The following is a 23,477-nucleotide window of genomic DNA, read 5'->3' on the forward strand; positions in this document are numbered from 1 at the left end:
GGCGATCATTTCCGCTGATCGTTTGGCTCAAGCGAATTGGTGTGACAAGGCAGGCGGCGCTACCTACATACGACCATTCTCGAGGGAGTGGTCGATGTCGGCGGAAGCAATCTCCGAAAACCGCGCGAAGAGCGATTTCTGGCAAGGCGTGCGGCTCTCGATGCCCGTCGTGGTGGCGGCGGCGCCGTTTGGACTGCTGTTTGGGGCGATTGCCGTCGACAACGGTTTTTCGGTGCTTGAAGCCTCCCTGATGAGCGCGATGGTTTTCGGCGGCGCCAGCCAGATGGTGGGCATCGAACTGTTCGGCCAGCATGTCGCGCCATGGCTGATCGTGCTATCGATCTTCGCCGTGAATTTCCGCCATGTGCTTTATTCCGCCGGCATCGGCCGGCGCATCGCGCATTGGCCGCTGGTGCAGCAGGCGGTCGGCTATTTCATTCTGACCGATCCGCAGTTCGCGGTGGCCGAGCGCAGGGCCGAGGCTGGCGAAACCGTCGGCTTCGCTTGGTATTTGGGGCTTGGCCTGCCGGTCTATGTGTTCTGGGTGACCGAAAGCGCGCTCGGCGCGGTGTTCGGCAAGCTCATTCCCGATACGCATGCGCTGGGCATCGATTTCCTGCTGCCGATCTATTTTCTTGGACTCGTCATGGGCTTTCGCAAACGGCCGTTGTGGCTGCCGGTGGTCGTCGCCAGCGCCGCCGCCTCCATCATCGCCTACAAGACGGTGGGCTCGCCCTGGCATGTCTCCATTGGCGCTGTAGCCGGCGTGCTGCTCGCGGCCATCCTGCCGCCGCACCACAGCGGTGTGGAGGCGCGGCGATGAGCACAACCTTGTGGATCATCATCGCCGGTGCGATCGCGACCTATCTCACCCGCATCGGCGGGCATCTGGTGATCTCGCGCTTCGAAAACATCCATCCGCGCGTCGAGGCCGGGCTGAACGCCGTGCCGGCGGCGGTGCTGACCACGCTGGTGGCGCCGGCGGCACTTGGTGCCGGGCCGGCGGAATGGGCGGCATTGATCGTCGCCGGGCTGGTCTCGCTGCGCGGCGGGCTGATGGCGATGTTTTTGGTCGGCGCCGCCGTGCTGGTGTTCGCCAGGCAGTTCGTCGAGTAGACGAAACCTGCCCACCGCCTCTCCGAGAAATCAAATCTTCTGGTCGTGCGGCAGTGGCGCGGTTGCCTTCTCCAGCCAGGCCAGCGTCTCGCCGTCGAGCATCGGTCCGATCTCGGCCAGCACGCGGGCGTGGTATATGTCGAGCCAATGCAGCTCGTCGCGCGTCAATAGGTCGGATCGCACCAGCCTGACGTCGATCGGCGCCAGCGTCAGTGTCTCGAAGCCGTGCATGGCGATGTCGCCGCCCTCTATCGGCTCGGCCGGCGTCACCAGGACGAGATTCTCGATGCGGATGCCGTAAGCACCTTCCTTGTAGTAACCCGGCTCGTTGGAGACGATCATGCCTGCCAGCAGCTTTTCGGTGCCGGTCCTGGCGATTCGCTGCGGGCCCTCGTGCACGGCCAGATAAGAGCCGACGCCATGGCCGGTGCCGTGGGCGAAATCGCAGCCGTGTTTCCACAGCGCCAGCCGCGCCACGGCATCGATCTCGGAGCCGCGCGTCCCCGGGGGAAAGCGAAGCATGGAAATGCCGATCATGCCTTTCAGCACCAGCGTGAAGCGCTGGCGCATTTCCTCGGTCGGCTTGCCGATCGGCACGGTGCGGGTGATGTCGGTGGTGCCGTCCTGGTACTGCCCGCCGGAATCGAGCAGGAATAGCTCGCCATCCCCCAGTTTTCGGCTGGTGGCGCGGGAAACGCGGTAGTGCATGATAGCGCCGTTCGGGCCGGCGCCAGAGATGGTATCGAAGGACACGTCGCGCAGCGGCATCTGCGTTTCCTCGCCGGTGCTGCGGCGGCACTCCTCAAGCTTGGTGACGACTGCGATCTCGTCGAGCTTGCCAGGTTCCTGACGGTCGAGCCAGCAAAGCAGCTTGGCCACGGCGGCGCCATCGCGGCGATGCGCGGCGCGGGCGCCGTTGATCTCGGCCTGGTTTTTCGTCGCGCGTGGAATGCGGGCAGGATCAGGTGCAGTGATGACGGTGCCGCCATTGTCCTCGACCAGCATTCTCAGTTTCTCCGCCGCCAGCACCGGATCCAGCGAGATTCTTGCGCCACCCTTGGCCAATCCTGCGATCGCCGCTTCGAATTCACTGGGTTCGTGCAATTCGGCGAGCTGCGTCAGATAGGCCGCGACGGTTCGCGAAAATTTGCGCTGATCCATGAAAAGCAGGTGCGACCCGTCGGCGGCGAGCACAGCGAAGCCGAGCGCCAGCGGCGTGTGCGGCACGTCGCCGCCGCGGATGTCGAAGACCCAGGCGATGGAGGACGGGTCGGTCAGCACGGCATGGGTGGCGCCATCCTTACCGATAGCCTCGGCCAGCCGTGCGAGCTTGTCCTTGGCCAGTTCGCCGGCAAACGCGATCGGATGGAGCTCGACCGGCGCCAGCGGTGGTTCGGGCTGGTCCTTCCAGATGGCATCGATTGGATTCTTCTCGAGCGGCACCAATGTCGCCCCCGATTTTTCGGCCGAAGCTTTCAGCGCCTTGACGTCGCCGATCGTCTGCAGCCACGGATCGAAGCCAAGCCGCACGCCCTTGCCGAGATTGTCCTTGATCCAGGTGGGGGGCGGATTGTCGACCAGGCTTTCGATCGAAAAGACGTCGGGATCGACCTCCTGGCGCACCTGCAGCGTGTAGCGCCCGTCGACGAACATGAAGGCGCGGTCGCCGAGCACTATGGCGACCCCGGCCGAGCCGCTGAAGCCAGTCAGCCATTTCAGCCGTGCCGAGCGGTCGGCGACATATTCGCCCTGATGCTCATCGGCACGAGGTACGATGAAGCCATCCAGCCCGTTGGCCGCCAGCCATTGGCGCAGCAACGCCACACGCGGCTTGCCGACGCCGGGGTCGCCGGCGGAATCAAAGGTCTGGAACATGAGGGCCTCTCCTCGGATGTTGGCGCGACCGTAGCGCATGACCCGGAAAATCGGAATCGACTTTTGCTGCGCAGATCTTCGGTTCGGAGAAAATGAGCGCAAGATCAAAGTGCAACAGCGTCAGCCGCCTGACAATCGGCAGGATTTGGTCCAGCAGTATCGCTTTTGCGCATAGACGCCATGCAGAATCAGCGATTTTCAAATGGGTCAGCAGACCTTACCTTTTTGACGTGGAGGAACGAGTCTTACTGCCCTGCAAAGAAGACCATCATGTCCGCGATTTCAGCCAGACGCGGTTTTTTCAGAAGCGCTGTGAATGCTCTCATCGAAGCACGCCAGCGCGAAGCGAGCCGCTATGTGAGCGGCGTTCTGCTTGGCTTTGACGACGAAACGCTGAAGGCGAACGGCTACGATCGCGAAGAACTGAAGAAGGCGGCAAGGTCGCGCTACGTCTGAGCGAATTTACGGCCTGCGTTTGAAGGCGCTGCGCGTTATCGCTTAAGGTGAATCGTCACCCAGCCTTCGCGATGCAACGTCCTGACATGGCGGAACTGCTGGCCGACATAGGCCGAAATCACCGCGTCGCGCTGCCGGTCGAGGATACCTGACAGCACGATCGAGCCGCCCAAAGCGATATGCCTGGCCATTTCTGGCGCCAGCCGCATCAGCGGCCGCGCCAGTATGTTGGCAACGATGAGATCGAAGGGGCCGCGCGCGGCAAAAATCGGATGGTGGAAGCCCGGCGCCGTCACCGTTTCGACAAGCGCCTTGACGTGGTTGAGCCGCGCATTGGCGGCGGCGACCTTTGTGGCGACCGGATCGATGTCGGTCGCCAGCACCGGGATATGGGCGAGCTTGGCCACCGCGATGGCCAGCACCGCACTGCCGGTGCCGAGGTCGAGCGCGTTGCGCGGGCGCTCGCGCCGCACGACCTGTTCCAGCATTTCAAGGCAGCCGGCGGTGGTGCCGTGATGGCCGGTGCCGAAGGCGAGGCCCGCCTCGATCTCGATGGCGAGCTCGCCGCTGTGGCGCTTCCTGCGGTCATGCGCGCCGTGGACGAAGAAACGGCCGGCGCGCACCGGCTTCAGTCCCTCCAGCGAACGCGTCACCCAGTCGATATCCGGCACGGGCTCGCGCGCAATCGGCCTCGACAAGGCCAGCCCGGCGAGGATCTCTTTCACACGAGCCTCGACGGCGTCGACATCGCCGTTGGCATAGAGCGACACTTCGTGGATGTCGCGATCCTCGTCGACTTCGAGGATGGCAATCGGCAGACCCTCGTCTTCGAAGGCTGCTTCGAACGCCGCGAAGATACGGTCGGCCTCGGTCTTTCCAGTGGTGAAATAGAGCCGCGTTTGGGTCATCAAACGATGGTCTTGTTTGAGCATGATCTTATCCGAAAACCGGTTCCCACTTTCGGGATCATGCACTAGCCTTCCGCCGCCAGCCGCTTGAGCTTGGCGATGGCGGTCTCCGAGCTTTCGCCATAAGCGATGGTGCCGGCGAAGTCGCCCCGGGCGTTGAGCAGCAGCACCGAAGCGGTGTGGTCCATCGTGTAGTCGCCGTTGCCCGTGTCGACCTTCTTCGAATAGATGCCGAAGGATTTGGCCATGGCTTGAACCTTGTCGGGGTCGCCAGTGATGCCGAGGATGCGGTCGGAGAAGTTGCTGATATAGGCGTTCATGATTTCCGGCGTGTCGCGCTCCGGGTCGACCGTCACGAAATAGGCGCGCAGGTTCTTGCCGTCGTCCCCCATCGTCTTTAGCCAACCGGCCAGTTCGAACAGCGTGGTCGGGCAAACTTCCGGGCAATGGGTGAAGCCGAAGAAGACGACGCTAGGGTGGCCGCGAAACGCAGCCTCGGTGATCGGGGCGCCCTTCTGGTCGACCAGCGTGAAGGGCGCGCCGAACGGCTCACCGCCATAATGCCCGCGGTACCAGTCGAAGGTGAGCCAGCCGATGCCTGCTGCCATCAGGACGAGAATGCCGACCAGTATTGAACGCATCATCAATTGGTGTCCGTCGCGATTTTCATTGGCGCCGTATCGGCGTCATGCAGCCTGTTTGGCGAACACTCTTATCGGTTTGATCTCGTGCGCGCAAAGATGTCGCGTTGCCGCAACCGGCTTTCCTGTCAAAAAATGATCCGCTTGCAAAGCGCTGCCGCCCGTCCCACCTGAGGTCGGCAAAACTCGAACCGCAGGAGGCTTCCCTTGCAAAGACTGATTGGGCGAAAACTGATCGGCGGCGCTTTGGCCGCATGCCTCGTCATCGGTGCCGGCGCAGCCGCCGCTCAGGAGGTCGGCAAGGTCGGCGTCGACTGGCTTGGCAACGACATCATTGTCGAGGCGATCAAGGATCCGAAGGTCGAAGGCGTGACCTGCCACTTCTCCTATTTCGACCGCGGCGTGATCGATCGCCTGCAGAAGGCAACTGGTTCGAGGATCCGTCCGATTCCTCGATCTCGTGCCGCCAGACCGGGCCGATCACCATCGGCGACATCGACATGAGCGAGGCCGGTGAGGAAGTGTTCAAGCAGGGCATCAGCCTGATCTGGAAGAAACAGGTGGTGAACCGCATTTACGACAAAACCAACGAGACCCTGATCTATCTGTCGCATTCGCGCCAGGTGCAGGACGGTTCAGCGAAAATGTCGGTCACCACCGTGCCGCTCTATGGCCAAAACGTGGTGTGGACCAACGGCAAGCCGAAATAGGCTCTGGAAACAGGTGACGGGCGATTGGTCCCGCTTGCGGGACCAATCGCTCGGGCGTAAAGCCGCCGGGATGGACCGTCCCGAAAATCTTGTGCTGAAAGACCCCGAGCCGCGCATCCATCCGACTGCGGAATTGAAGGCGTGCAAGCTTGGGCGCTACGCCTCGATCGGCGAGCGGGTCATCCTGCGCGAGGTATCGGTCGGCGACTTCTCCTATTTCGAGCGTCACGCCGAGGCGATCTACACGACCATTGGCAAATTCTGTTCGATCGCCGCCAACAGCCGGATCAACGCGCTGGAGCATCCGATCGAGCGGCTGACCCAGCACAAGGTCAGCTACCGCCCGAACGAATATTTTCGCTGGCTGGGCGTCGACGGGGCGTTTCGGGAAAGGCGGCGGGCGCAGTCCGTCAGCATCGGCCACGACGTCTGGATCGGCCATGGCGCGGTGATCATGCCTGATGTGACTATCGGCAATGGCGCGATCGTCGGCGCCAACGCTGTGGTGACGCGCGACGTACCTGCCTACGCGATTGTCGCCGGCGTTCCGGCCAGGCAATTGCGCCAACGCTTCGCGGCGGACGTCGCCGCGCGGATCGAAAGCCTCGCCTGGTGGGACTGGCCGCCCGAGAGACTGGCCAAGGCAGTCCCCGACATGCAGACGCTATCCATCGAGGCCTTCCTCGACGTCTGGGATAACGAAATACCCTGATCTTGCGGGCGCGTGCACGGTTATGTCCGTGAAATCCCTCCGTGCAAGGGAACCCGGAGCGGTTGCTGGTTGTTTCTCCTGCCATGATCGAGAAGCTTTTCACCAGGATCGCCAACTACGTTGCCCATCTCGCCGGTCTGCCGTCGACATTCGCCGTCTGTTTTCTGATCATCGTTGCCTGGGCGATAAGCGGGCCGTTGTTCGGCTTTTCGGATACGTGGCAACTCGTCATCAATACCGGCACGACGATCGTCACCTTCCTGATGGTGTTTCTCATCCAGAACACCCAGAACCGCGATGGCACGGCGATTCAGACGAAACTCGACGAGTTGATCCGGGTCGGCAAAGCTCAAAATACTTTTATCGGCATCGAGCACCTGACAGAATCCGAGGTCGAGGAGATCCGCAAAAAATGTGAACAGGCGGCGAAACGGCATGATACGGCGGTCAAGAAAGCCACTGCGCAAAAGCGCGGCTCGAAGACACATGCGGCGTGAGCGTCAGCTTTCCATAAACGCCGCGAAAGCCTCCTTGTAATCCGGATGCCAGCGCGACAGAGCAGGGCGGTTCTCGATGATGTCGCCGATCGCCCAGGCCATGCGCTTTTCGTCCATAGGCCGTGTCGCCTCGTTGTCGGGGCACAGGATGTAGAAGTCGCCACGCACCAGCGAGGCCAGCATGAAGTTGATCACCTGCTCGCCGGTCCAGGCGCCGGCGGGCTTTTCGGTCGCGCCCTCGGTCAGGCCGGTGAAAGTGAACCCCGGAATGAGCAGATGCGCCGAGACCTTTGCGCCGGGCTCGTTGCGCAGCGCATGTGCCAGGCCTTCAGTGAAGGTCTTCACGCCTGATTTGGAGACGTTGTAGGCAAGATTGCCGGGCGGCGTGGTGATGCCTTGCTTGGAGCCGGTGTTGACGATCAGGCCCGGCCTGCCGGTCGCCAGCATGCGCGGCACGAAGGCCTCGACGCCATGAACTATGCCCCAGAAATTGATGTCCAGCAGCCGCTTCCAGGCGTCGCGATTTTCCCAGGGCTTGCCCGGATTGTTGCCGACGCCGGCATTGTTCATCAACAGCGACACGCCGCCGAAGGCACCGAACGCCTTTTCGGCCAGCCGGTCGAGTTCGTCGGCCCTCGAGACGTCGGTGGCAACCGCGAGTACCGCGCTGTCGCCGACAATCGTTGCGACGGCGCGGGCAGCCTCATCGAGCCGCGCGCCGCCGATATCGGCCAGCACGATTTTCAGGCCCATCGCCGCCAGCCGCTTGGCCGCGGCAAGGCCGATGCCGCTGGCGCCGCCGGTGATGACGGCAACGTTGCGGGAGGCAAGGGCAGGCAAAGCGCTCTGGATTTCGGCGTCGGTGGTCATGGCTATAGCGTCCTCGTTCAAGTTGCGCCGAACTTAACGCGCCGAGGGGCTCGCGCAAGCCCGCTTTGGCGTCCTTGGGTTGACCACGTCGGCAGGCGCTGCGCATGCTGTCCGCGTAAGAAGGAGATTACCGATTGACCGACTGGATCGAGATCCTGAAAGAACAAACCGCCACCGGCGACCAGATGAGCCGCGAGGTGCCGCAAATGCTTGCCAATCCCGACATCAGCGAAGCGCAAGTGAAGACGCTGTTTTCGGCGCTCGAAAAGCAAGCGGAATTTGTCGAGAAGCTGCGCATGGCGCTGGAGAAATTCGGTCATGATTTCTCGGTGATCAAGGCGGCCGAGCGGCTTGAGGAGCGCTATGCCGACCTTGCGGCCTCGGTGGCCGAGAAGCTGAAAGCAATGCGGGAATAGGCAGACCTATTTTTCGACCAGCCTCTCGAACCGCCTGTCCGGTACGAACCAGATCATGGCAACCAGCACATAGAACGCGACGCTGATCCATTGATTGACGAAGGCGAGCGGAATGGCGGCGATGTAGAGGACCACCGAGATCTTTTCCTTGCGGTCGGTGCCCACCGCTCTGGCGAAGGTAGTGTCGTTGCCATGCAGCCGGTGCAGCATGACGACTAGAATGAAGTAGGCGGTCGCGCAAAGCGCCAGGACAACACCGTAAACGGCGACAGGCACCGGCGCGAAATGGTTTTCACCCATGAATGCGGTGGTGACTGGCATCAGCGACAGCCAGAACAGCAGATGCAAATTCGCCCACAGCACGCGGCCATCCACCCGCTGCACGGTGTGGAACATGTGGTGCAAATTGTTCCAGTAGATGCCGACATAAATGAAGGACAGCACGTAGCTGAAAAACGTGGGCCATAGAGGTGCCAGCACGGAAAAATCCGCGCCATGCGGCACCTTCAACTCGAGCACCATGATGGTGATGATGATGGCGATAACGCCATCGGTAAATGCCTCGACTCGTCCCTTGCCCATGGATTTCCTCCACTGCGCCTGGCTCATCCTAGGCGATCGAAGTGGCTGGAGGGAAGGCCTGGGCGCTGTCGTTCAGCCGTTCGGCGTTTCGGGCGAAAGATGCGCGCGCTGGTGCGGCACGCCAAGACCGGTACTCCGGCGGCTCGCCGGCAGCCGGCCTGTCCTCCATCATGTGCATAGTGCGCCAGCGGCCGAAGCGGTAATAGGTCGCTGCCAGCGCGAGCGACGTGATCGAGCCGACCGGAAAGCTCCACCACAGCGCCTCCTCGCCGATCAACAAGAAGAGGGGCCGATCAACAACGAGAGGGAAGGTGAGTGCGGCCATCATCAATCGCTGTCGCGTGCGATCAGCTCCAGCGGCCAGACCTCACGGATGATCCGCGTACCCTCTGGCCCGGCGAACGCCGGGATCGACGCCAGCAGCATTTCGGCCAGCCGTCGCCCCATCGGCTCCAGGGGAGGGCGGAAGGCGGTCAGCGCCGGTGAAAAATAGCGACACAGCGGCGTGTCGACGATGACGATCACCGCAATGTCGTGACCCGGCTTGATGCCCATCTCGGCCAGCGCCTTGCAGCCGCCGAGCGCCATCGCGTCATTGTTGAAGATGATGGCGGTCGGCGGGTTTTTGGAGCGCATCACCCCAGGCGTCACCTCGTAGCCGCCGGCCTCGTTGATGAAGCCTTCCGCGATCAGCCTGGGGTCAACCTCGATGCCGTGCCGCCGCAGGGCCTTGCGATAGCCGGCCAGGAATAGATGGCCGAAATTGAGGTTGAGAGACGGGCGGATCGCGGCGATGCGGCGGTGGCCGCGCGCCACCAGGCGGTCGACCGCCTCGGTCCCGGCCTTCTCGAAATCGAGGTCGAGCGACGGATAGGATTTGTCGCCGGACCGGCTGCGGCCGAGCGTTGCGAACGGGAAGCCGACCCTGGTCAGGTAATCGATGCGCTCGTCCTCGCGACGCGTCCACGCCAGCATCACCGCATCGGCTCGGCGCGTCTCGACCACCCGGCGCAGGCGCTCCTGCTGGTAGTCGCCCGGCGCGCCCATCACCACGATCAAGTCGAGCCCGCTTTCGGCGAGTTTCGCCTGCAGCCCGGTCAGGAACGGAATGAAGAACGGCTCGCCATATTGCTGGTCGCCCGGGTGCGGCTGCAGCATGAAGGCGATCGAGTGGGTGGCGCCGCGCCGCAGGCTGCGGCCGGACTGGTTCGGCGAATAGTTCAGCTTTGCCGCCGCATCGAGCACGCGCTGGCGCGTATCGGCATTGACGTCGACGCGGCCGTTGAGCGCGCGCGACACGGTGCCGATCGAAATGTTCAGGTGACGCGCAAGATCGTGGATGCTGGACGCCAAAGGACGGTTCTCCCCTTTCTTGGCTATCACCGGCCGCTCTTCAGGCCAAGGTGATTTTCGCGAGCGGCCAATTGACATTCTACGCCTTCGGGTGTGTTCTCGTAAACGTTTACGGAAAAACGTTAACGGTCATGCCGTGAATGCCGTGACGATCGGTCTGGAGGGGCCGAACGGAGGAGGAGCGCTGGATGATGAATGTCGTCCTGGTCGGTTGCGGAGCGATGAGCAAGCAATGGCTCGATGCGGCGAGCCAGATCGACGGGTTGGCTATTGTCGGCCTAGTCGACCTCGACGCCGACAGGGCGAAAGCGAGGGCGCGCGAATATGAGCTTGCCGGCGCCATTGTCGGAACCAATCTTGACGCTGTGCTCGACCAGACCAAGCCCGACGCAGTGTTCGACGTCGTGGTTCCGGCGGCCCGGCGCGAGGTTGCGCTCTCCGCGTTTGCCCATCATTGCCATCTTCTGACCGAAAAGCCGCTCGCCGACAGCCCGGACAACGCGCGCGCCATCGTTGCGGCCGCCCGCCGCGCCGGACGTGTTCATGCCGTCGTGCAGAACCGCCGCTATGTCGCCAATGTCAGGCGTATAAGGCGCTTTCTCGAATCCGGCGCCATCGGCGTGCCGACCAGCATCCACGCCGACTTCTTCGTCGCGCCGCATTTCGGCGGTTTTCGCGAGGAGATGGCCCACGTCTTGCTGCTCGACATGGCGATCCACACCTTCGACGCCGCCCGCTACATGGTCGGCGGCGAGCCGGCCAGCGTCTATTGCCAGGAATGGGAGCCGGCCAATTCCTGGTACCGGCAGGGATCGTCGGCCACCGCAATCTTCGAGTTCGGCGGCGGCAAGCTGTTCACCTATGCCGGCTCCTGGTGCGCCGGCGGGTTCCGCACCAGCTGGGAGAGCACATGGCGCATCGTCGCCGAGCGCGGCAGCCTGGTCTGGGACGGCGATGACGGGCTGAAGGCAGAAGTCGTGCGGCCGGTCCGTGAAGGCCTGTTCGATCGCACCGAGCCGCTCGCCGTGCCGCCGCTCGATCCCAATGACCGCGTCGGCGGCCATCTCGGCATCATCCAGGATTTCGTGCGCGCCGTCGAAACCGGCACCGAGCCGGAGACGCACGGCGCCGACAACATCAAAAGCCTGGCCATGGTCTTCGGCGCGATCGAGAGCGCTGAAACCGGCCGCCGGGTCGCGATCGCACAGGAAAGATGATGACGCCAAACCCGCTTCTTGACATCAGGATCGGCACCATGGTGCGGGCCAATCTCGACGACCCGGCCGCCTATATCAAGGCGATCCTGCCGTTGGGCTTCGAGAGCATCCAGCCCTTCTTCTGGCAGACGCTGGGCGGCAAGGATCTTCCACGGCTGGCCGGCCAGATCCGCGAGGCGATCGGCGACGCCGACGTCGTCGTCTCTTCGCTCGGCGTCTTCGGCAATCCGCTGGAAAGCGGCGATGTCGATCGCGGCGTTCTTCACGCATGGGAAACGGCCATCGACCATGCGCATCTGTTCGGTACCTCGATGGTCAGCGGCTTCACCGGCCGCATCCGCGGCAAGCCGCTGCCCGACAGCCTGCCGCGCTTCCGCGAGGTCTGGGGACCACTGGCCCGGCGCGCCGCTGACAAAGGCGTGCGCATCGCCTTCGAAAATTGCGCGATGGACGGCAATTGGGCCAGCGGCGACTGGAACATCGCCCACAATCCGGACGCCTGGGAGCTGATGTTCAACGAATTGCCCGACGAAAATCTCGGCTTGGAATGGGAGCCCTGCCACCAGCTCGTCTATCTGATCGATCCAATCCCGCAGATCCGCAAATGGGCGCCGCGCATCTTCCATGTCCACGGCAAGGACGCGACGGTGCGTTGGGACGTGATCCGCGAGCATGGCGTGTTCGGCCGGCTGCCATTCGTGCAGATGCGCACGCCGGGCTTCGGCGACAGCGACTGGACGAGAGTGATCGGCGAATTGCGGCTGGCCGGCTACAAGGGCGCCATCGACATCGAAGGCTGGCACGACCCGGTCTATCGCGGCGACCTCGAGATTACAGGGCAGGTGCGGGCGCTGGATTACCTCAAGCAATGCCGGGGAGGTGCCAGCTACCTGCCAAATCCGGCCTGAGGATCCAGCTGGCGGGAGGGCCGGCCAGCGAAGATTGCGGCGAAAAGCCGAAGCATTCGTCGAAACCCCTCGGCTTGCGAGGGAACAAAGGGAGGATAAGTGCATGAGCATCGCTAAGAGAACGACAGTTCTGCGCTCGACCGTCGTGGCGGCGGCCACGGCGCTCGCCGCTGCAATCTCCACCTTGCCCGCGCAGGCGCTCGACGCCCAATGGTGCAAGGATGTCCGTATCCGCTTCTTTGTCGGCGGCGCCGAGGGCGACGCCTTCGGCACCATCGTCTACAATGGCGCCAAGCAGGCGGCCGCCGATCTCGGACCCAAGGTCGACTACATCTTCTCCCAGTGGGACGTCGAGAAGATGGTGCAGCAATTGCGCGAAGCCGTCGCCGTGAAGCCCAACGGCATCGCCATGATGGGTCATCCGGGCGACGCCTCGATCATGCCGCTGGCCGAACAGGCGCACAAGGACGGCATCAAGACGATGTACCAGAACGTGCCGGTGCCGAAAGTGGTGGAAGCGTTCGGCGGCGGCTATGTCGGCGCCCAGCAGGAACAGCAGGGCCGTGCGCTCGGCGCCGAGGCGCTCAAGCTGGCCGGGCTCAAGGCCGGCGACAAGGCGATCATGATCGGCCCGTTCGAGAACGAGGCCCGCGGCGCGCGCGAGCGCGGTACGGTGGCCGCACTGAAGGAGGCCGGCGTCGAGGTCATCCAGCTGTCGTCGCCGCCGAGCGGTGAGTGGGCATCCGACCCCAATCTGGCGATACCGGTGATCACCGCCGCACTGCTCAACAACCCTGATGTCAAGGCGGTCGGCTATCCCGGTGGACAGATGCTCGGCAATGTCGCCACCTACATGCAGGCGGCGGGACGCAAGCCCGGCGACATCTTCAATTTCGGCTTCGACACCAGCCCGCAGATCGTCGAGGGCTTCAAGGGCGGCTGGGTGCAACTGACGGCCGACCAGCAGCCGTTCCTGCAGGGCTATCTGCCAATCCTCAGCCTCTGCCAGCAGGTGGTGCTGGGCCTGGCGCCGATGAATGTCGACACCGGGGCCGGCTTCGTCACGCCGCAGAATTACGAAATCGTCGCCGAACTCGCCAAGCAGGCGCTGCGCTGACCTCCCAAGCCGCCGCCGGCCGGGATCGAGTCCGGCCGGCGGGACCGCCGGCGAAAGGCCGGCAAGCGTCAATCAAGCGAGGATCCGATGGCCGAACGCATCATCGAACTGCGCGACATCAGCAAGTCCTACGGTCAGGTCTATGCGCTGGGCGGGGTCAATCTCAGCGTCGACCGCGGCGAGGTGGTCGGCCTGATCGGCGACAATGGCGCCGGCAAGTCGACGCTGATCAAGATCTTGTCCGGCGTGGTCAAGCCGACCAGCGGCGAAATCCTGGTCCGTGGCAAGCCGGTGACCGGATGGAGTGCCGCGCGCTCGCGCGACGCCGGCATCGAGACCGTGTTCCAGGACCGGGCGCTGGCCGTCCAGCAGACCATCGTGCGCAATATCTTCATGGGCCGCGAACTCACCGGCTTTATGGGCTGGCTGAAGGTCGGCAAGGAGATCGAGGAGGCAAGCCGGCTGATGCGCGAGATCGGCTTCACCTCGAAAGTGTTCACGCCGCAGTCGATCGTCGGCCAGCTCTCGGGCGGCGAACGCCAGGGCGTGGCGATCGCGCGGGCCATCTACAAGAAAGCGGAGCTGATCGTTCTCGACGAGCCGACGACGGCGCTGTCGCTGACCGAGACCGCCAAGGTTTTCCATTTCGTGCGCCAGGTGCGGGCAAGCGGACGCTCGATCCTGTTCATCGGCCACAACATCCACCACGTCTTCGACATCGCCGATCGCTTCGTGGTGCTCGACCGCGGCAAAGTCGCGCTTACCGCCGATCGCAGCGAGGTCAAGTCGGCCGAAGACCTGATCAACTTCATGGAAGACGTGGCGCATCCGGGCGGTTTGCCGGGACTGCACGACGCCGGCGACGCGGAGCAGAGAGCACGATGAGCAAGACAATGGAGCCCGATCTGCACGAGCCGTCCGCCGGCATGCCCCGCCCGGGCAATTCTCGGAAAGAGTGGAGACACCCGTCCGACAATTGGCTGCGCGGGTTCATCCTCGACAACCGCGCCGCGCTCGGCACGCTTGCCGTGTTCATCGTCATGATGGCGGTGTTCATGATCGCCAACCCGGCCGTCTTCACCACCTGGTATCTCTACAGTTCCGTGCTCACCACGCTGCCGGTGGCGCTGTTCGTGGTGGTGCCGCTGGTCTTCGTCGTCACCTGCGGCGAGATCGACCTGTCGTTTCCGGCGACGATGGGCTTTGCTTCTTGGGTGTTCGCGCTGGTCGTGCAGGCCGGCTACGATCCGTTCCTCGGCATTGCCGCCGCTATCGCCACGGGCACGCTGCTCGGCTTCCTCGTCGGATCGCTGGTGGTCTATGGCGGGCTGTCGTCGCTGATTGCCACGCTCGGCATGAATTTCCTGCTGCGCGGCCTGATCCAGATCATCAACGAGGGCAAATCGACGGCGCTGACCAGCCTCGCCGACAGCTGGGCCTACAAGATCTTCTCCAGCCAGATCTACGGCATCCCGGTGCAGATCTTCTGGGCCATCGCCTTCGTCGTGCTGTCGGCGCTGCTTTATAACCGCCATCGCTTCGGCGCGCAGGTGAGGGTGGTCGGCGACAATCCCGACAGCGCCCAGCAGATGGGCATCGACGTCAAGCGGGTGCGGGTGAAAGTGTTCGTCTTCGTCGGCATCGGCGCTGCGATCGCCGGCACGTTTTCGGTGATGATCAATTTCACCTGGTGGCCGACGGCCGGCGACGGCTATCTGCTGCCGGTACTGGCATCGGTGTTCGTCGGCGGCACGCCAACCTGGGGCGGCATCGGCACGGTGGTCGGCGGTGCGATCGGTGCGGTCACGGTGTCGTTCATCCAGACCGGTGTCGTCGCGGCCGGCCTGAGCGGCTTCTATGTGCAGTTCTTCAACGGGCTGATCATCATCCTGTCGCTGCTCGGCCACAAATGGAACCAGGCGCGATATCGGTGAGGGCAGGGCGGACGTTCACACCCCGGTGACAAACCCGTCCAGCACGCGTTTCTGGCCGGCCTTGTCGAAATCGATGGTCAGCTTGTTGCCGTCGATCGCCGCAATGTTGCCGTTGCCGAATTTCTGATGGAAGACGCGGTCGCCGACATTGAAGGCCGAGGGTGTGTCGGCGACGGATTTGGCGACCAGTTCGCCATCGATGGTGCGGCCTTTGATTGAGGTGCGGCCGGCGCCATAGCCGGAGTCGGTCTCTCCATAGCCGATGCGCTCGACCTGGTGGCCGGAGCGTGTGCCCCAATTGCGGTCCGTCGCCTCGGTGCGATTGGCTTGAACGCGCTGCCAGCCGGGCGTCGCATAGCTGTTGGAGAAGCTACCCGATTTTTCCTCGCCGACATTGTCGAAGCGCGAGGCGCCATAAGGATTCTGCCTTCCTGCTCCTTGGCCGCCCCGTCCGGAGGCGAACGAGCCGCCGCCGTAGGCATTGCCGTAACCGCCGTAGCTGTTGCCGCTCTCGGCGACTTCGACATGGGCTTCCGGCAGTTCGTCGAGGAAGCGCGACGGGATAGTCGATTGCCACAGGCCGTGGATGCGGCGGTTGGAGACGAACCACAAATGCAGGTTCCTCTTGGCGCGGGTCAGGCCGACATAGGCCAGCCGCCGTTCTTCTTCCAACCCCGAGCGGCCACCCTCGTCGAGCGCGCGCTGGTGCGGGAACAGGCCTTCCTCCCAGCCAGGGAGAAAAACGGTCTCGAATTCGAGGCCCTTGGCTGAATGCAGCGTCATGATGTTGACGGCATCGAGCTCGGCGTTCTGCTCGGCGTCCATGACGAGTGCGACATGTTCGAGGAAGGAGCGCAGCGATTCGTACTCCTCCATGGAGCGGATCAATTCTTTGAGGTTTTCCAGCCGGCCGGGGGCTTCCACCGAGCGGTCGTTCTTCCACATGTCGGTGTAGCCGCTCTCCTCCAGGATGGTCTCGGCAAGCTCGGTGTGCGGCGTGGTCTCCAGTGCCTTCTGCCAGCGCTCGAAATTGGCGGCGACCTCGCGCAACGCTGCGCGCGGCTTAGGCTTCAACTCGTCGCTCTCGGCGAGTTTTTCCGCAGCCTCCAGCATCGGGATGCGCAGCGCCCTGGCGGTGTCGTGGATCTGGCGTATGGTGGCTTCGCCCAACCCGCGCTTCGGCACGTTGACGATGCGCTCGAAGGCGAGGTCGTCGGCGCCCTGGGCGACGACGCGGAAAAAGGCCAGCGCATCGCGGATTTCGAGGCGCTCGTAGAAGCGCGGGCCGCCGATGACGCGGTAGTTGAGACCGAGCGTGACGAACCGGTCCTCGAACTCGCGCATCTGGAAGGACGCGCGGACAAGAATGGCCATGTCGTTGAGATTGTGCTTCTGCCGCTGGTAGGCTTCGATGGTTTCGCCAACGGCACGGGCCTCCTCCTCGGAATCCCAGGCGGCATGGACATGCACTTTCTCGTCGTCCTCTGCGACTTTTTCGGTGAACAGCGTCTTGCCGAAGCGGCCTTCATTGTGGGCGATGAGATGGGAGGCGGTGCCGAGGATGTGCGCGGTGGAGCGGTAGTTGCGCTCCAGCCGGATGATCGTGGCGCCGGGGAAATCCTTGTCGAAGCGCAGGATGTTGTCCACCTCGGCGCCGCGCCAGCCATAGATCGACTGGTCGTCGTCGCCGACGCAGCAGATGTTGACTTTGTTTTCGCTCACGGGCTGTTCCGCGCCTGCCGGCGCGAGCCCTCCGCGGGGGCCTCGCAACGGCTCGGACGCCCGGTCGGGCTTGCGGCCCGCGGCCGGCATATCCCAGTCATAAGCGGTGTTTAGCTTGGCCTCGCTACTTTCGTCCGAAGGATCATCCTTTGGCGCTGCAGGTTTGTAGCTGCCAGCCTCTGTTCTATCAGGAACTCCAGATCGGCCGGGGTTTGGGACAAGGCCGCCCGGAGAGCCACGTCTTGGTGGTTGCGACCCGCCCGGCCGCTGCGCCAGCAGCCGCAGCCACATGTATTGGGCGGTGTTGGTGTCCTGATACTCGTCGACGAGGATGTATTTGAAGCGCTTGTGGTACTCCTTCAGCACGTCCGGATTGTCGCGGAAGATGCGGATCGGATGGCACAGGAGATCGCCGAAGTCGCAGGCGTTCAGCGTCTTCAGCCGCTCCTGATAGGCCTTGTAGAGCTCGCGGCCCTTGCCGTTGGCGAAGGCGCGGGCGTCGCCCTCGGCAATGTCGGCGGGGCCAAGACCTTTGTTCTTCCAGCCGTCGATCATCTGGGCGAACTGCTTGGCCGGCCAGCGCTTGTCGTCCAGCCCCTCGGCCTGGATGAGCTGCTTGATCAGGCGCACGACGTCGTCGGTGTCGAGAATGGTGAAGTCGGATTTGAGCCCGGCAAGTTCGGCGTGTCTGCGAAGCAGCTTTACTCCGATCGAGTGGAAGGTGCCGAGCCACGGCATGCCCTCTATCTGATGGCCGACCAGCAGGCCAATCCGCTGTTTCATTTCGCGCGCCGCCTTGTTGGTAAAGGTGACGGCGAGGATCTGCCAAGGCTCGGCCCTCTTGGTCTCAAGGATGTGAGCGATGCGGGTGGTCAAGACGCGCGTCTTGCCGGTGCCGGCGCCGGCCAGCACCAGAACCGGGCCTTCGGTGGTTTCCACCGCCAGCCGCTGCTCGGGGTTGAGCCCGTTCAGATAGTCGGGCGCGTTGGTGTGGCCGCTGCGGGCAGCCATGGCGCGCGCGGCAATGCCGGACGGGGCCGTGGGCCGCGCGTTCGGTTCGTCAAAAAAAGGCATGTCTTCCGAAAAGCCGGACATTGCCCCCGAATGTAGTGATTCGGCAGCGAAAGGCCAGAAGTGTCTCCGTTTTGTTCTCGATCCAGGTGGGGGAGTTGCAAATCCCGATGGCACGCCAGCCATAGCGCCGGCCTGCTCGACAGGCACGGCGGGTCGGAGGATGCAGGACGCAGGTGCGCGGTTGCCCATGGGCGCGCCGCGGAGCGCACCGGTCGGAAAGAGTATCATCCTGGACCAGCCGCCGGTCTGGCGGACCTGCGCTTGCGTCAGCAGCGCCTCACTGATCCGTGACTGGACCGTGCGGGCTTCTACCCTATCTTGCGCGGCGGACATGTTCCCGAAGCCGAGGAGAGCGCCATGACAAAGCCGAGCCCTGCCGGCCCAGCCGTCACGAGACCCGCCATTACCCAGGCGATGATTGACGCCTATGACGAATACACGCATCTGACGCTCGACCGGCGGCGCTTCATGGAAAAGTTGACCAGGCTTGCCGGATCAGGTGCGGCGGCGGCCGCAATTGCGCCGCTGCTGGCGGCGAATTCGGCACGGGCGGCGATCGTTGCCGAGGATGATTCCCGCGTGACGGGCGAGGACATCAGCTATCCCGGCAGCGGCGGCGAGATGAAGGGCTATCTGGTCAAGCCGGCCGGCCAGTCCGGCAAGCTCGGGACTGTCATCGTCGTGCATGAGAACAGGGGGCTCAATCCGCATATACGCGACGTGGCGCGGCGCGTGGCGCTGCAAGGCTTCGTGGCGCTGGCCCCGGACTTCCTGTCGCCGCTCGGTGGTACGCCAGCCGACGAAGACAAGGCGCGTGACCAGTTCTCCAAGCTCGATCCGGCGCAGACCGTCGCCAATGCGGTCGCAACAGTCGCTTTCCTCAAAGAACACGCGGATGGCGACGGCAAGGTCGGCGCGGTCGGCTTCTGCTGGGGCGGCGGCACGGTGAACACGCTGGCGGCCAACACGCCGGATCTGGCTGCCGCTGTCGCCTATTACGGCATGCAGCCGAAGGCCGAGGATGTGCCGAAGATCAGGGCGGCGCTGCTGCTGCATTATGCCGGGCTCGACACCCGCATCAATGCCGGTATCGACGCCTTCAAGAAGGAACTCGATGCCGCCAAGGTCGAGTACACGGTCTATGTCTATGAAGGCGCCAATCATGCCTTCAGCAATGACACGTCCGCGGCCCGCTACGACAAGAACGCGGCGGACCTCGCCTGGGGCCGGACGATCGCCTTTCTGAGGGAGAAGCTTGCCTGATCAGGCATCTGCCGGTTTGTGAAAAGCGACCCCGGCCACCACCAGCGCAATGCCGATGCAATCGATAGGGCTGGGTATCTGGCGGAGCACAATGACGCCGATCAGCGTGGCGGTGACCGGCAGCAACGACAGCATCAGCGCGAAGCTCGAGCGCGGCAGCCGCGACATGGCAAGCTGGTCGCAGATATAGGGGATGACCGACGAGCAGATGCCGACGCCGATGGCGGCGATGAGCAGTGGCGGCGCCGAGAAAGCCGGCAGCGCATCGGTGAAGCCGATCGGCAGCACGATGAGGAAGGCGACCGCCATGGCGGCACCCAGGCCGGCGATGCCGTCGCCAGCGCCGGCGGCGGCGACGCGATGGCCAAGCACGATGTAGCCAACGAACAGCGCGCCGTTGAGGAAGGCCCAGAACAGGCCGATCGGGTCGCTTGACCATTTGACGTCGATCAGCAGCAAGGTGCCGATGACGGCGACGGCAAGGGCTGCGACATTGCGCGGGCTTCTGACGCCGACAAGCGCGACGCCGATGGTGCCGACGAATTCGATCGCCGCGACCAGCGAGATCGGCAAGCGTTGCAGCGCCAGGTAGAAGGAGCAATTCATTATGCCCAGGCAGGCACCAAAGGCGAGAAGCAGCAGTCTTGTCGGGCGGTCGGCGCGGGCGAAGACCGTCCATGGCCGGGTCAGCGGCGTAAAGACCAGGGCGGCCGTGACGATGCGCAGCCAGGCCATGCCGAGCACGCCGACATGCGGGAAAAGCAGCACGGCGAAAGCCGGCCCGAGATAGTGGAACACGGCGCTGACCCCGAACCAGACATGCGGCGGCAGCGAGGTTGCCAGGCTTATAAAGGCTCGGCCGGTGAGGGCAGGGCGTGCGACGGAGACTTGCGCTGGATCATCCATGTGATCATTATCGCAGGCGATCTTTCCAGTTTATATGGATAATGCTCGGCCAACGAGATCGCGGGTTATCCAAAACCAAGGAGTTTTTCCTGAAACGCCTTCGAAACGAAAATGCCGATCTGGATGCGGCCGATCTGAAAATCCTTCGCCTGCTGGAAAAGGATGCGCGCACCAGCACCGCCGAACTGGCGCGTTCCGTCGGCCTATCGGCGCCGAGCGTGGCCGAGCGCATCCGGCGGCTGCAGGAGAGCGGCGTCATCGAGGCCTATACGGTGCGGATCAACCCGGCCGCGCTCGGCATGAAGCTGTCGGCATGGCTGCGGATCAGGCCGGTGCCCGGGCAACTGGCTGTGGTCGCCGAGATCATCCGCGATCTGCCGGAAATCGCGCAATGCGACCGGGTGACCGGCGAGGACTGTTTCGTCGCGCTGGCGCATGTCGGCTCGGTGGCCGAGCTCGAACGGGTGATCGACCGGATCATTCCGTTTGCGATGACCAACACCGCGATCATCCAGTCGTCACCAGTGGTGGCGCGCTCACCGCTGGGGGCAGTGAAGCACCAGCCCTGATGTTCGAGGTGAAGTGGTCGCTCGTCAGCGCATCATCAGCTTAACTAGCAACGTCGCGCCGCCCCTCATCGCCCTGCCGGGCACTTCTCCCCGTATAGTGACGGGGAGAAGGACGCCTTTGCGGCGGATTTCGTTAATCTCCAGCGTTGCAGAGCAAGCGCCAAGGCTGCGGCAAGCTCCCTTCTCCCGTCCTATACGGGGAGAAGGTGGCGGCAGCCGGATGAGGGGCGGCGCAAACGCCCCAGAAAAATGCAACCGAACGACGAGCCTATTTCTTCCCGCACCGATCAGGCGTGGCCGCGTTTCAAGCGCGCTTGCTTCAGGATGGCGCGCCAGCGGATCATGGCGAAAGGGATCGGCTCGTTGTTGTTGGCGATGTGAAAGATCTCGTTGTTGAGGTTCTTCAGCGAGCGCCAGAAATCATAGTCGGTGATGCGTGGGTCGGCCGCCAGCCTTTCCGCCTCGACCTTGATGTCGGTTTTCATGCACGTTCCCCGAACCGCCGCCCCCCCGTATCAACCCGATGCGGAGGGTTTTCCAACGCCGCGCTGAGTCGTTCAACGCCTCAATTCGACTTTGTTCACGTTAAAACCTTGGTAAGGTTAACGGCCGTCGGACTGCGGTTCAAGCGTCTTGCGACGAATACCGATCGAACGGCCGGCGCGCTCAGGCATCGGCAGCGCCGCATGGGCGGCGCGCATGGTTTCTACCTTGGCCAGGACATCGGCCGGGAAGGGCGCCACTTTCGGCCCGGACATGTCGACATGGAGCGACAGCGACTCGGACGTGGCGGCGAGCCAGCCGTCCACATGGCGGATTTCCTGGTAGGCCCTGAGCCGCTTGTCGTCATGGTCGAGGAGCTGGAAGGAGACATTGACCTTGTGGTCGAGATGCAACTCCCTGATATAGCAGACATGGACTTCCGCCGTGTAGATGGTCAGCCGCCGCTGCTTCACGTAGTCCAGCCCCATCCCCATCATTTCGAACGCTTCGTCGGAGCAGCGGTCGAACAGCACGTTGTAGTAAGCCATGTTGAGATGGCCGTTGTAGTCGATCCAGCCCTTCTCGATGTCCATGACGCGAGAGACGAAAGGGGCTGGGATCGGCATAGAGAACTTCCTTTTCATAGTCGCTGGACAGGACGCAGTTGATGAGACTACGCATCCATAAATACATAACAAGGATGGACGCTGGTCCATTCGCGGAGGAATCGATGGCTCTGAGCGACCTCAATCCGGTCGAGCGCAACGAAGAAGGGATAGCCGCTGTGCTCGGCATCCTCAAGCAGCGGCTCGGCGAGAGATTCCAGACCGGCGAGGCGATCCGCGCCCAGCACGCGCATACCACCACTTACATTCCGACCCAGGCGCCGGATGGCGTGGCGTTTCCGGAGACGACGGCGGAGGTGCAGGAGATCGTGTCGGCCTGCGCCGCGCACCGCGTACCGGTGATCGCCTTCGGCGTCGGCTCATCGCTGGAAGGCCACACCAACGCGCCGGGCGGCGGCATCTCTGTCGATACGTCGCGGATGAACCGCATCCTCGCGGTCAACCCGCAGGATCTCGACTGCACGGTCGAGCCCGGCGTGACGCGCGAGGATCTCAACCGGCACTTGCGCGACACCGGCCTGTTCTTTCCGATCGATCCGGGCGCCAATGCATCGCTCGGCGGCATGGCGGCGACGCGGGCGTCGGGCACCAATGCGGTGCGCTACGGCACGATGCGCGAGAATGTGTTGTCGCTGACGGCAGTGATGGCCGACGGCGAGACGGTGACGACCGGCAAGCGTGCAAAAAAGAGCTCTGCCGGCTACGATCTGACGCGGCTGCTGATCGGCTCGGAAGGTACGCTTGGCATCATCACCCAGCTGACCCTGAAGCTGCAGGGCATTCCGCAGGCGATTTCCGGCGGCGTCTGCCCGTTTCCCAGCGTCGAGGCGGCCTGCAATGCGGTGATTGCGACAATCCAGATGGGCATTCCGGTGGCGCGCATCGAACTGGTCAATGCGCTGCAGATGCGGGCGATGAAGGGCTATTCGAAACTCGACTACCCGGAAAGCCCATGCCTGTTCGTCGAATTCCACGGCAGTGATGCCGGCGTTGCCGAGCAGGCCGAGACTTTCGGCATGATCGCCGAAGAATATGGCGGCGGACCATTCCTGTGGACCAGCGTCGCCGAGGAACGGACGAAGCTGTGGAAGGCCAGGCACGACGCCTATTGGTCGTCGCTGACGCTGCGGCCCGGCGCCAAGGGGCTGTCGACCGACGTCTGCGTGCCGATCTCGCGCTTTGCCGAATGCGTCACGCAAACCGAGGCCGATATCGCCGAGATGGGGTTGATCGCGCCGATCGTCGGCCATGCCGGCGACGGCAATTTCCATGTGCTGGTGCTGATGGACGTGGACGATCCGAAGGAAATCGCCGCAACGGAAGAGTTCGTCGCGCGGCTGAATATGCGGGCGATCGGCATGGACGGAACCTGCACCGGCGAGCACGGCATCGGACAAGGCAAGGTCGGCTTCCTGCGCCATGAACTCGGCCACAGCGTCGACATCATGCGCACGATCAAGCAGGCGCTCGATCCGCTGAATATTATGAACCCTGGGAAGATACTGCCCGCCGACTAGAGCTT

Annotated in this window: 25 protein-coding genes and 1 pseudogene; 15 read left to right on the top strand and 11 right to left on the bottom strand. The window is 63.5% G+C overall.

The annotated features are described in order from the left end of the window. Positions 1–94 precede the first annotated feature (94 nt). Positions 95–823 carry an AzlC family ABC transporter permease gene (locus tag EN807_RS16225; protein ID WP_135935665.1) on the top strand — a complete coding sequence of 243 codons (729 nt, stop codon included), beginning with the start codon at positions 95–97 and terminating at the stop codon, positions 821–823. Then, positions 820–1,116 carry an AzlD family protein gene (locus EN807_RS16230; RefSeq protein WP_135935666.1) on the top strand — a complete coding sequence of 99 codons (297 nt, stop codon included), beginning with the start codon at positions 820–822 and terminating at the stop codon, positions 1,114–1,116. Before EN807_RS16225 ends, EN807_RS16230 begins: the two co-directional genes overlap by 4 nt. A gap of 30 nt (positions 1,117–1,146) precedes the next feature. Here EN807_RS16230 and EN807_RS16235 read toward each other — a convergent pair whose 3' ends face one another. Then, positions 1,147–2,991: an aminopeptidase P family protein gene (locus EN807_RS16235; RefSeq protein WP_135935667.1), complete on the bottom strand. Its 1,845-nt coding sequence runs from the start codon at positions 2,989–2,991 to the stop codon at positions 1,147–1,149. Positions 2,992–3,261: 270 nt separating this feature from the next. Here EN807_RS16235 and EN807_RS16240 point away from each other — a divergent pair, with 270 nt between their 5' ends. Beyond that, the gene (locus EN807_RS16240) at positions 3,262–3,447 is read left to right on the top strand and encodes a hypothetical protein (protein ID WP_135935668.1); all 186 of its coding nucleotides are present in this window, start codon (positions 3,262–3,264) and stop codon (positions 3,445–3,447) included. Between the two features lie 35 nt (positions 3,448–3,482). On the opposite strand, the gene EN807_RS16245 is transcribed toward EN807_RS16240, so the two are convergent. Further along, on the bottom strand, positions 3,483–4,355 hold the full coding sequence (locus tag EN807_RS16245) for a 50S ribosomal protein L11 methyltransferase (RefSeq protein ID WP_135935899.1): 873 nt from the start codon (positions 4,353–4,355) through the stop codon (positions 3,483–3,485). Positions 4,356–4,420: 65 nt separating this feature from the next. After that, the gene (locus EN807_RS16250; RefSeq protein WP_135935669.1) at positions 4,421–4,999 is read right to left on the bottom strand and encodes an SCO family protein; all 579 of its coding nucleotides are present in this window, start codon (positions 4,997–4,999) and stop codon (positions 4,421–4,423) included. Between the two features lie 204 nt (positions 5,000–5,203). Between EN807_RS16250 and EN807_RS16255 the strand changes: the two are divergent. The 3 genes and pseudogenes from EN807_RS16255 (at position 5,204) to EN807_RS16265 (ending at position 6,915) form a co-directional block, all read left to right on the top strand. Further along, a pseudogene (locus EN807_RS16255) lies at positions 5,204–5,706 on the top strand (CreA family protein). Positions 5,707–5,776: 70 nt separating this feature from the next. Beyond that, positions 5,777–6,418, top strand: coding sequence for a DapH/DapD/GlmU-related protein (locus tag EN807_RS16260; protein ID WP_135935670.1), 642 nt, complete (start codon positions 5,777–5,779; stop codon positions 6,416–6,418). 83 nt (positions 6,419–6,501) lie between these two features. Further along, on the top strand, positions 6,502–6,915 hold the full coding sequence (locus EN807_RS16265; protein WP_189522429.1) for a low affinity iron permease family protein: 414 nt from the start codon (positions 6,502–6,504) through the stop codon (positions 6,913–6,915). A 3-nt stretch (positions 6,916–6,918) separates the two neighbouring features. Here the strand turns inward: EN807_RS16265 and EN807_RS16270 are convergent, their stop codons facing one another. After that, complete coding sequence (locus EN807_RS16270) at positions 6,919–7,785, bottom strand: SDR family NAD(P)-dependent oxidoreductase (protein ID WP_135935671.1); 867 nt, start codon at positions 7,783–7,785, stop codon at positions 6,919–6,921. A gap of 134 nt (positions 7,786–7,919) precedes the next feature. On the opposite strand from EN807_RS16270, the gene EN807_RS16275 reads away from it, so the two are divergent. Continuing rightward, the gene (locus EN807_RS16275; protein WP_095494736.1) at positions 7,920–8,201 is read left to right on the top strand and encodes a hypothetical protein; all 282 of its coding nucleotides are present in this window, start codon (positions 7,920–7,922) and stop codon (positions 8,199–8,201) included. Between the two features lie 6 nt (positions 8,202–8,207). On the opposite strand, the gene EN807_RS16280 is transcribed toward EN807_RS16275, so the two are convergent. From EN807_RS16280 to EN807_RS16290, 3 genes are read right to left on the bottom strand one after another with little or no spacing between them, the layout of a single operon-like run. Further along, the gene (locus tag EN807_RS16280; RefSeq protein ID WP_127316637.1) at positions 8,208–8,783 is read right to left on the bottom strand and encodes a TMEM175 family protein; all 576 of its coding nucleotides are present in this window, start codon (positions 8,781–8,783) and stop codon (positions 8,208–8,210) included. Positions 8,784–8,811: 28 nt separating this feature from the next. After that, complete coding sequence (locus EN807_RS16285; protein WP_246684121.1) at positions 8,812–9,111, bottom strand: hypothetical protein; 300 nt, start codon at positions 9,109–9,111, stop codon at positions 8,812–8,814. Further along, positions 9,111–10,136, bottom strand: coding sequence for a LacI family DNA-binding transcriptional regulator (locus EN807_RS16290; RefSeq protein ID WP_135935672.1), 1,026 nt, complete (start codon positions 10,134–10,136; stop codon positions 9,111–9,113). The genes EN807_RS16285 and EN807_RS16290 overlap by 1 nt, the downstream gene beginning before the upstream one ends. Positions 10,137–10,324: 188 nt before the next feature. Between EN807_RS16290 and EN807_RS16295 the strand changes: the two genes are divergently transcribed. From EN807_RS16295 to EN807_RS16315, 5 genes are all read left to right on the top strand, one after another. After that, entirely contained in the window at positions 10,325–11,353 is a 1,029-nt protein-coding gene (locus EN807_RS16295; protein WP_135935673.1) for a Gfo/Idh/MocA family oxidoreductase, read from the top strand. Beyond that, a complete protein-coding gene (locus tag EN807_RS16300) occupies positions 11,353–12,261 on the top strand; it encodes a sugar phosphate isomerase/epimerase (RefSeq protein WP_135935674.1) in 909 nt (302 codons plus the stop codon). Before EN807_RS16295 ends, EN807_RS16300 begins: the two co-directional genes overlap by 1 nt. A 103-nt stretch (positions 12,262–12,364) precedes the next feature. Continuing rightward, positions 12,365–13,378: a substrate-binding domain-containing protein gene (locus EN807_RS16305; RefSeq protein WP_127316641.1), complete on the top strand. Its 1,014-nt coding sequence runs from the start codon at positions 12,365–12,367 to the stop codon at positions 13,376–13,378. An 87-nt stretch (positions 13,379–13,465) separates the two neighbouring features. Then, entirely contained in the window at positions 13,466–14,263 is a 798-nt protein-coding gene (locus EN807_RS16310; RefSeq protein ID WP_127316642.1) for an ATP-binding cassette domain-containing protein, read from the top strand. After that, positions 14,260–15,312 carry an ABC transporter permease gene (locus tag EN807_RS16315; RefSeq protein ID WP_135935675.1) on the top strand — a complete coding sequence of 351 codons (1,053 nt, stop codon included), beginning with the start codon at positions 14,260–14,262 and terminating at the stop codon, positions 15,310–15,312. Before EN807_RS16310 ends, EN807_RS16315 begins: the two co-directional genes overlap by 4 nt. A gap of 15 nt (positions 15,313–15,327) precedes the next feature. On the opposite strand, the gene EN807_RS16320 is transcribed toward EN807_RS16315, so the two are convergent. Continuing rightward, a complete protein-coding gene (locus EN807_RS16320; protein ID WP_135935676.1) occupies positions 15,328–18,129 on the bottom strand; it encodes a UvrD-helicase domain-containing protein in 2,802 nt (933 codons plus the stop codon). 336 nt (positions 18,130–18,465) lie between these two features. Between EN807_RS16320 and EN807_RS16325 the strand changes: the two genes are divergently transcribed. After that, entirely contained in the window at positions 18,466–19,371 is a 906-nt protein-coding gene (locus EN807_RS16325; protein WP_135935677.1) for a dienelactone hydrolase family protein, read from the top strand. Here EN807_RS16325 and EN807_RS16330 read toward each other — a convergent pair whose 3' ends face one another. Next, the gene (locus EN807_RS16330) at positions 19,372–20,277 is read right to left on the bottom strand and encodes a DMT family transporter (protein ID WP_135935678.1); all 906 of its coding nucleotides are present in this window, start codon (positions 20,275–20,277) and stop codon (positions 19,372–19,374) included. A 41-nt stretch (positions 20,278–20,318) separates the two neighbouring features. Between EN807_RS16330 and EN807_RS16335 the strand changes: the two genes are divergently transcribed. Next, positions 20,319–20,846: an Lrp/AsnC family transcriptional regulator gene (locus tag EN807_RS16335; RefSeq protein WP_246684122.1), complete on the top strand. Its 528-nt coding sequence runs from the start codon at positions 20,319–20,321 to the stop codon at positions 20,844–20,846. Positions 20,847–21,133: 287 nt separating this feature from the next. On the opposite strand, the gene EN807_RS16345 is transcribed toward EN807_RS16335, so the two are convergent. Both EN807_RS16345 and EN807_RS16350 read right to left on the bottom strand, forming a co-directional pair. Continuing rightward, positions 21,134–21,331 carry a hypothetical protein gene (locus EN807_RS16345; RefSeq protein WP_135935679.1) on the bottom strand — a complete coding sequence of 66 codons (198 nt, stop codon included), beginning with the start codon at positions 21,329–21,331 and terminating at the stop codon, positions 21,134–21,136. Between the two features lie 117 nt (positions 21,332–21,448). Beyond that, entirely contained in the window at positions 21,449–21,955 is a 507-nt protein-coding gene (locus EN807_RS16350; protein WP_135935680.1) for a thioesterase family protein, read from the bottom strand. Positions 21,956–22,059: 104 nt separating this feature from the next. On the opposite strand from EN807_RS16350, the gene EN807_RS16355 reads away from it, so the two are divergent. Next, complete coding sequence (locus EN807_RS16355) at positions 22,060–23,472, top strand: FAD-linked oxidase C-terminal domain-containing protein (protein WP_135935681.1); 1,413 nt, start codon at positions 22,060–22,062, stop codon at positions 23,470–23,472. Positions 23,473–23,477 lie beyond the last annotated feature (5 nt).

The organism is Mesorhizobium sp. M5C.F.Ca.ET.164.01.1.1, from assembly GCF_004792125.1.
Classification (GTDB): Bacteria; Pseudomonadota; Alphaproteobacteria; order Rhizobiales; family Rhizobiaceae; genus Mesorhizobium; species Mesorhizobium wenxiniae.

What these genes read in the sequence shown, in the direction of transcription:
- EN807_RS16225 (WP_135935665.1), top strand. Translation starts at nt 95, where the DNA reads ATGTCGGCGGAAGCAATCTCCGAAAACCGCGCGAAGAGCGATTTCTGG.
- EN807_RS16230 (WP_135935666.1), top strand. Translation starts at nt 820, where the DNA reads ATGAGCACAACCTTGTGGATCATCATCGCCGGTGCGATCGCGACCTAT.
- EN807_RS16235 (WP_135935667.1), bottom strand. Translation starts at nt 2,991, where the DNA reads ATGTTCCAGACCTTTGATTCCGCCGGCGACCCCGGCGTCGGCAAGCCG.
- EN807_RS16240 (WP_135935668.1), top strand. Translation starts at nt 3,262, where the DNA reads ATGTCCGCGATTTCAGCCAGACGCGGTTTTTTCAGAAGCGCTGTGAAT.
- EN807_RS16245 (WP_135935899.1), bottom strand. Translation starts at nt 4,355, where the DNA reads ATGACCCAAACGCGGCTCTATTTCACCACTGGAAAGACCGAGGCCGAC.
- EN807_RS16250 (WP_135935669.1), bottom strand. Translation starts at nt 4,999, where the DNA reads ATGATGCGTTCAATACTGGTCGGCATTCTCGTCCTGATGGCAGCAGGC.
- EN807_RS16260 (WP_135935670.1), top strand. Translation starts at nt 5,777, where the DNA reads ATGGACCGTCCCGAAAATCTTGTGCTGAAAGACCCCGAGCCGCGCATC.
- EN807_RS16265 (WP_189522429.1), top strand. Translation starts at nt 6,502, where the DNA reads ATGATCGAGAAGCTTTTCACCAGGATCGCCAACTACGTTGCCCATCTC.
- EN807_RS16270 (WP_135935671.1), bottom strand. Translation starts at nt 7,785, where the DNA reads ATGACCACCGACGCCGAAATCCAGAGCGCTTTGCCTGCCCTTGCCTCC.
- EN807_RS16280 (WP_127316637.1), bottom strand. Translation starts at nt 8,783, where the DNA reads ATGGGCAAGGGACGAGTCGAGGCATTTACCGATGGCGTTATCGCCATC.
- EN807_RS16285 (WP_246684121.1), bottom strand. Translation starts at nt 9,111, where the DNA reads ATGATGGCCGCACTCACCTTCCCTCTCGTTGTTGATCGGCCCCTCTTC.
- EN807_RS16295 (WP_135935673.1), top strand. Translation starts at nt 10,325, where the DNA reads ATGATGAATGTCGTCCTGGTCGGTTGCGGAGCGATGAGCAAGCAATGG.
- EN807_RS16300 (WP_135935674.1), top strand. Translation starts at nt 11,353, where the DNA reads ATGACGCCAAACCCGCTTCTTGACATCAGGATCGGCACCATGGTGCGG.
- EN807_RS16305 (WP_127316641.1), top strand. Translation starts at nt 12,365, where the DNA reads ATGAGCATCGCTAAGAGAACGACAGTTCTGCGCTCGACCGTCGTGGCG.
- EN807_RS16310 (WP_127316642.1), top strand. Translation starts at nt 13,466, where the DNA reads ATGGCCGAACGCATCATCGAACTGCGCGACATCAGCAAGTCCTACGGT.
- EN807_RS16315 (WP_135935675.1), top strand. Translation starts at nt 14,260, where the DNA reads ATGAGCAAGACAATGGAGCCCGATCTGCACGAGCCGTCCGCCGGCATG.
- EN807_RS16320 (WP_135935676.1), bottom strand. Translation starts at nt 18,129, where the DNA reads ATGTCCGGCTTTTCGGAAGACATGCCTTTTTTTGACGAACCGAACGCG.
- EN807_RS16325 (WP_135935677.1), top strand. Translation starts at nt 18,466, where the DNA reads ATGACAAAGCCGAGCCCTGCCGGCCCAGCCGTCACGAGACCCGCCATT.
- EN807_RS16330 (WP_135935678.1), bottom strand. Translation starts at nt 20,277, where the DNA reads ATGGATGATCCAGCGCAAGTCTCCGTCGCACGCCCTGCCCTCACCGGC.
- EN807_RS16335 (WP_246684122.1), top strand. Translation starts at nt 20,319, where the DNA reads ATGCTCGGCCAACGAGATCGCGGGTTATCCAAAACCAAGGAGTTTTTC.
- EN807_RS16345 (WP_135935679.1), bottom strand. Translation starts at nt 21,331, where the DNA reads ATGAAAACCGACATCAAGGTCGAGGCGGAAAGGCTGGCGGCCGACCCA.
- EN807_RS16350 (WP_135935680.1), bottom strand. Translation starts at nt 21,955, where the DNA reads ATGCCGATCCCAGCCCCTTTCGTCTCTCGCGTCATGGACATCGAGAAG.
- EN807_RS16355 (WP_135935681.1), top strand. Translation starts at nt 22,060, where the DNA reads ATGGCTCTGAGCGACCTCAATCCGGTCGAGCGCAACGAAGAAGGGATA.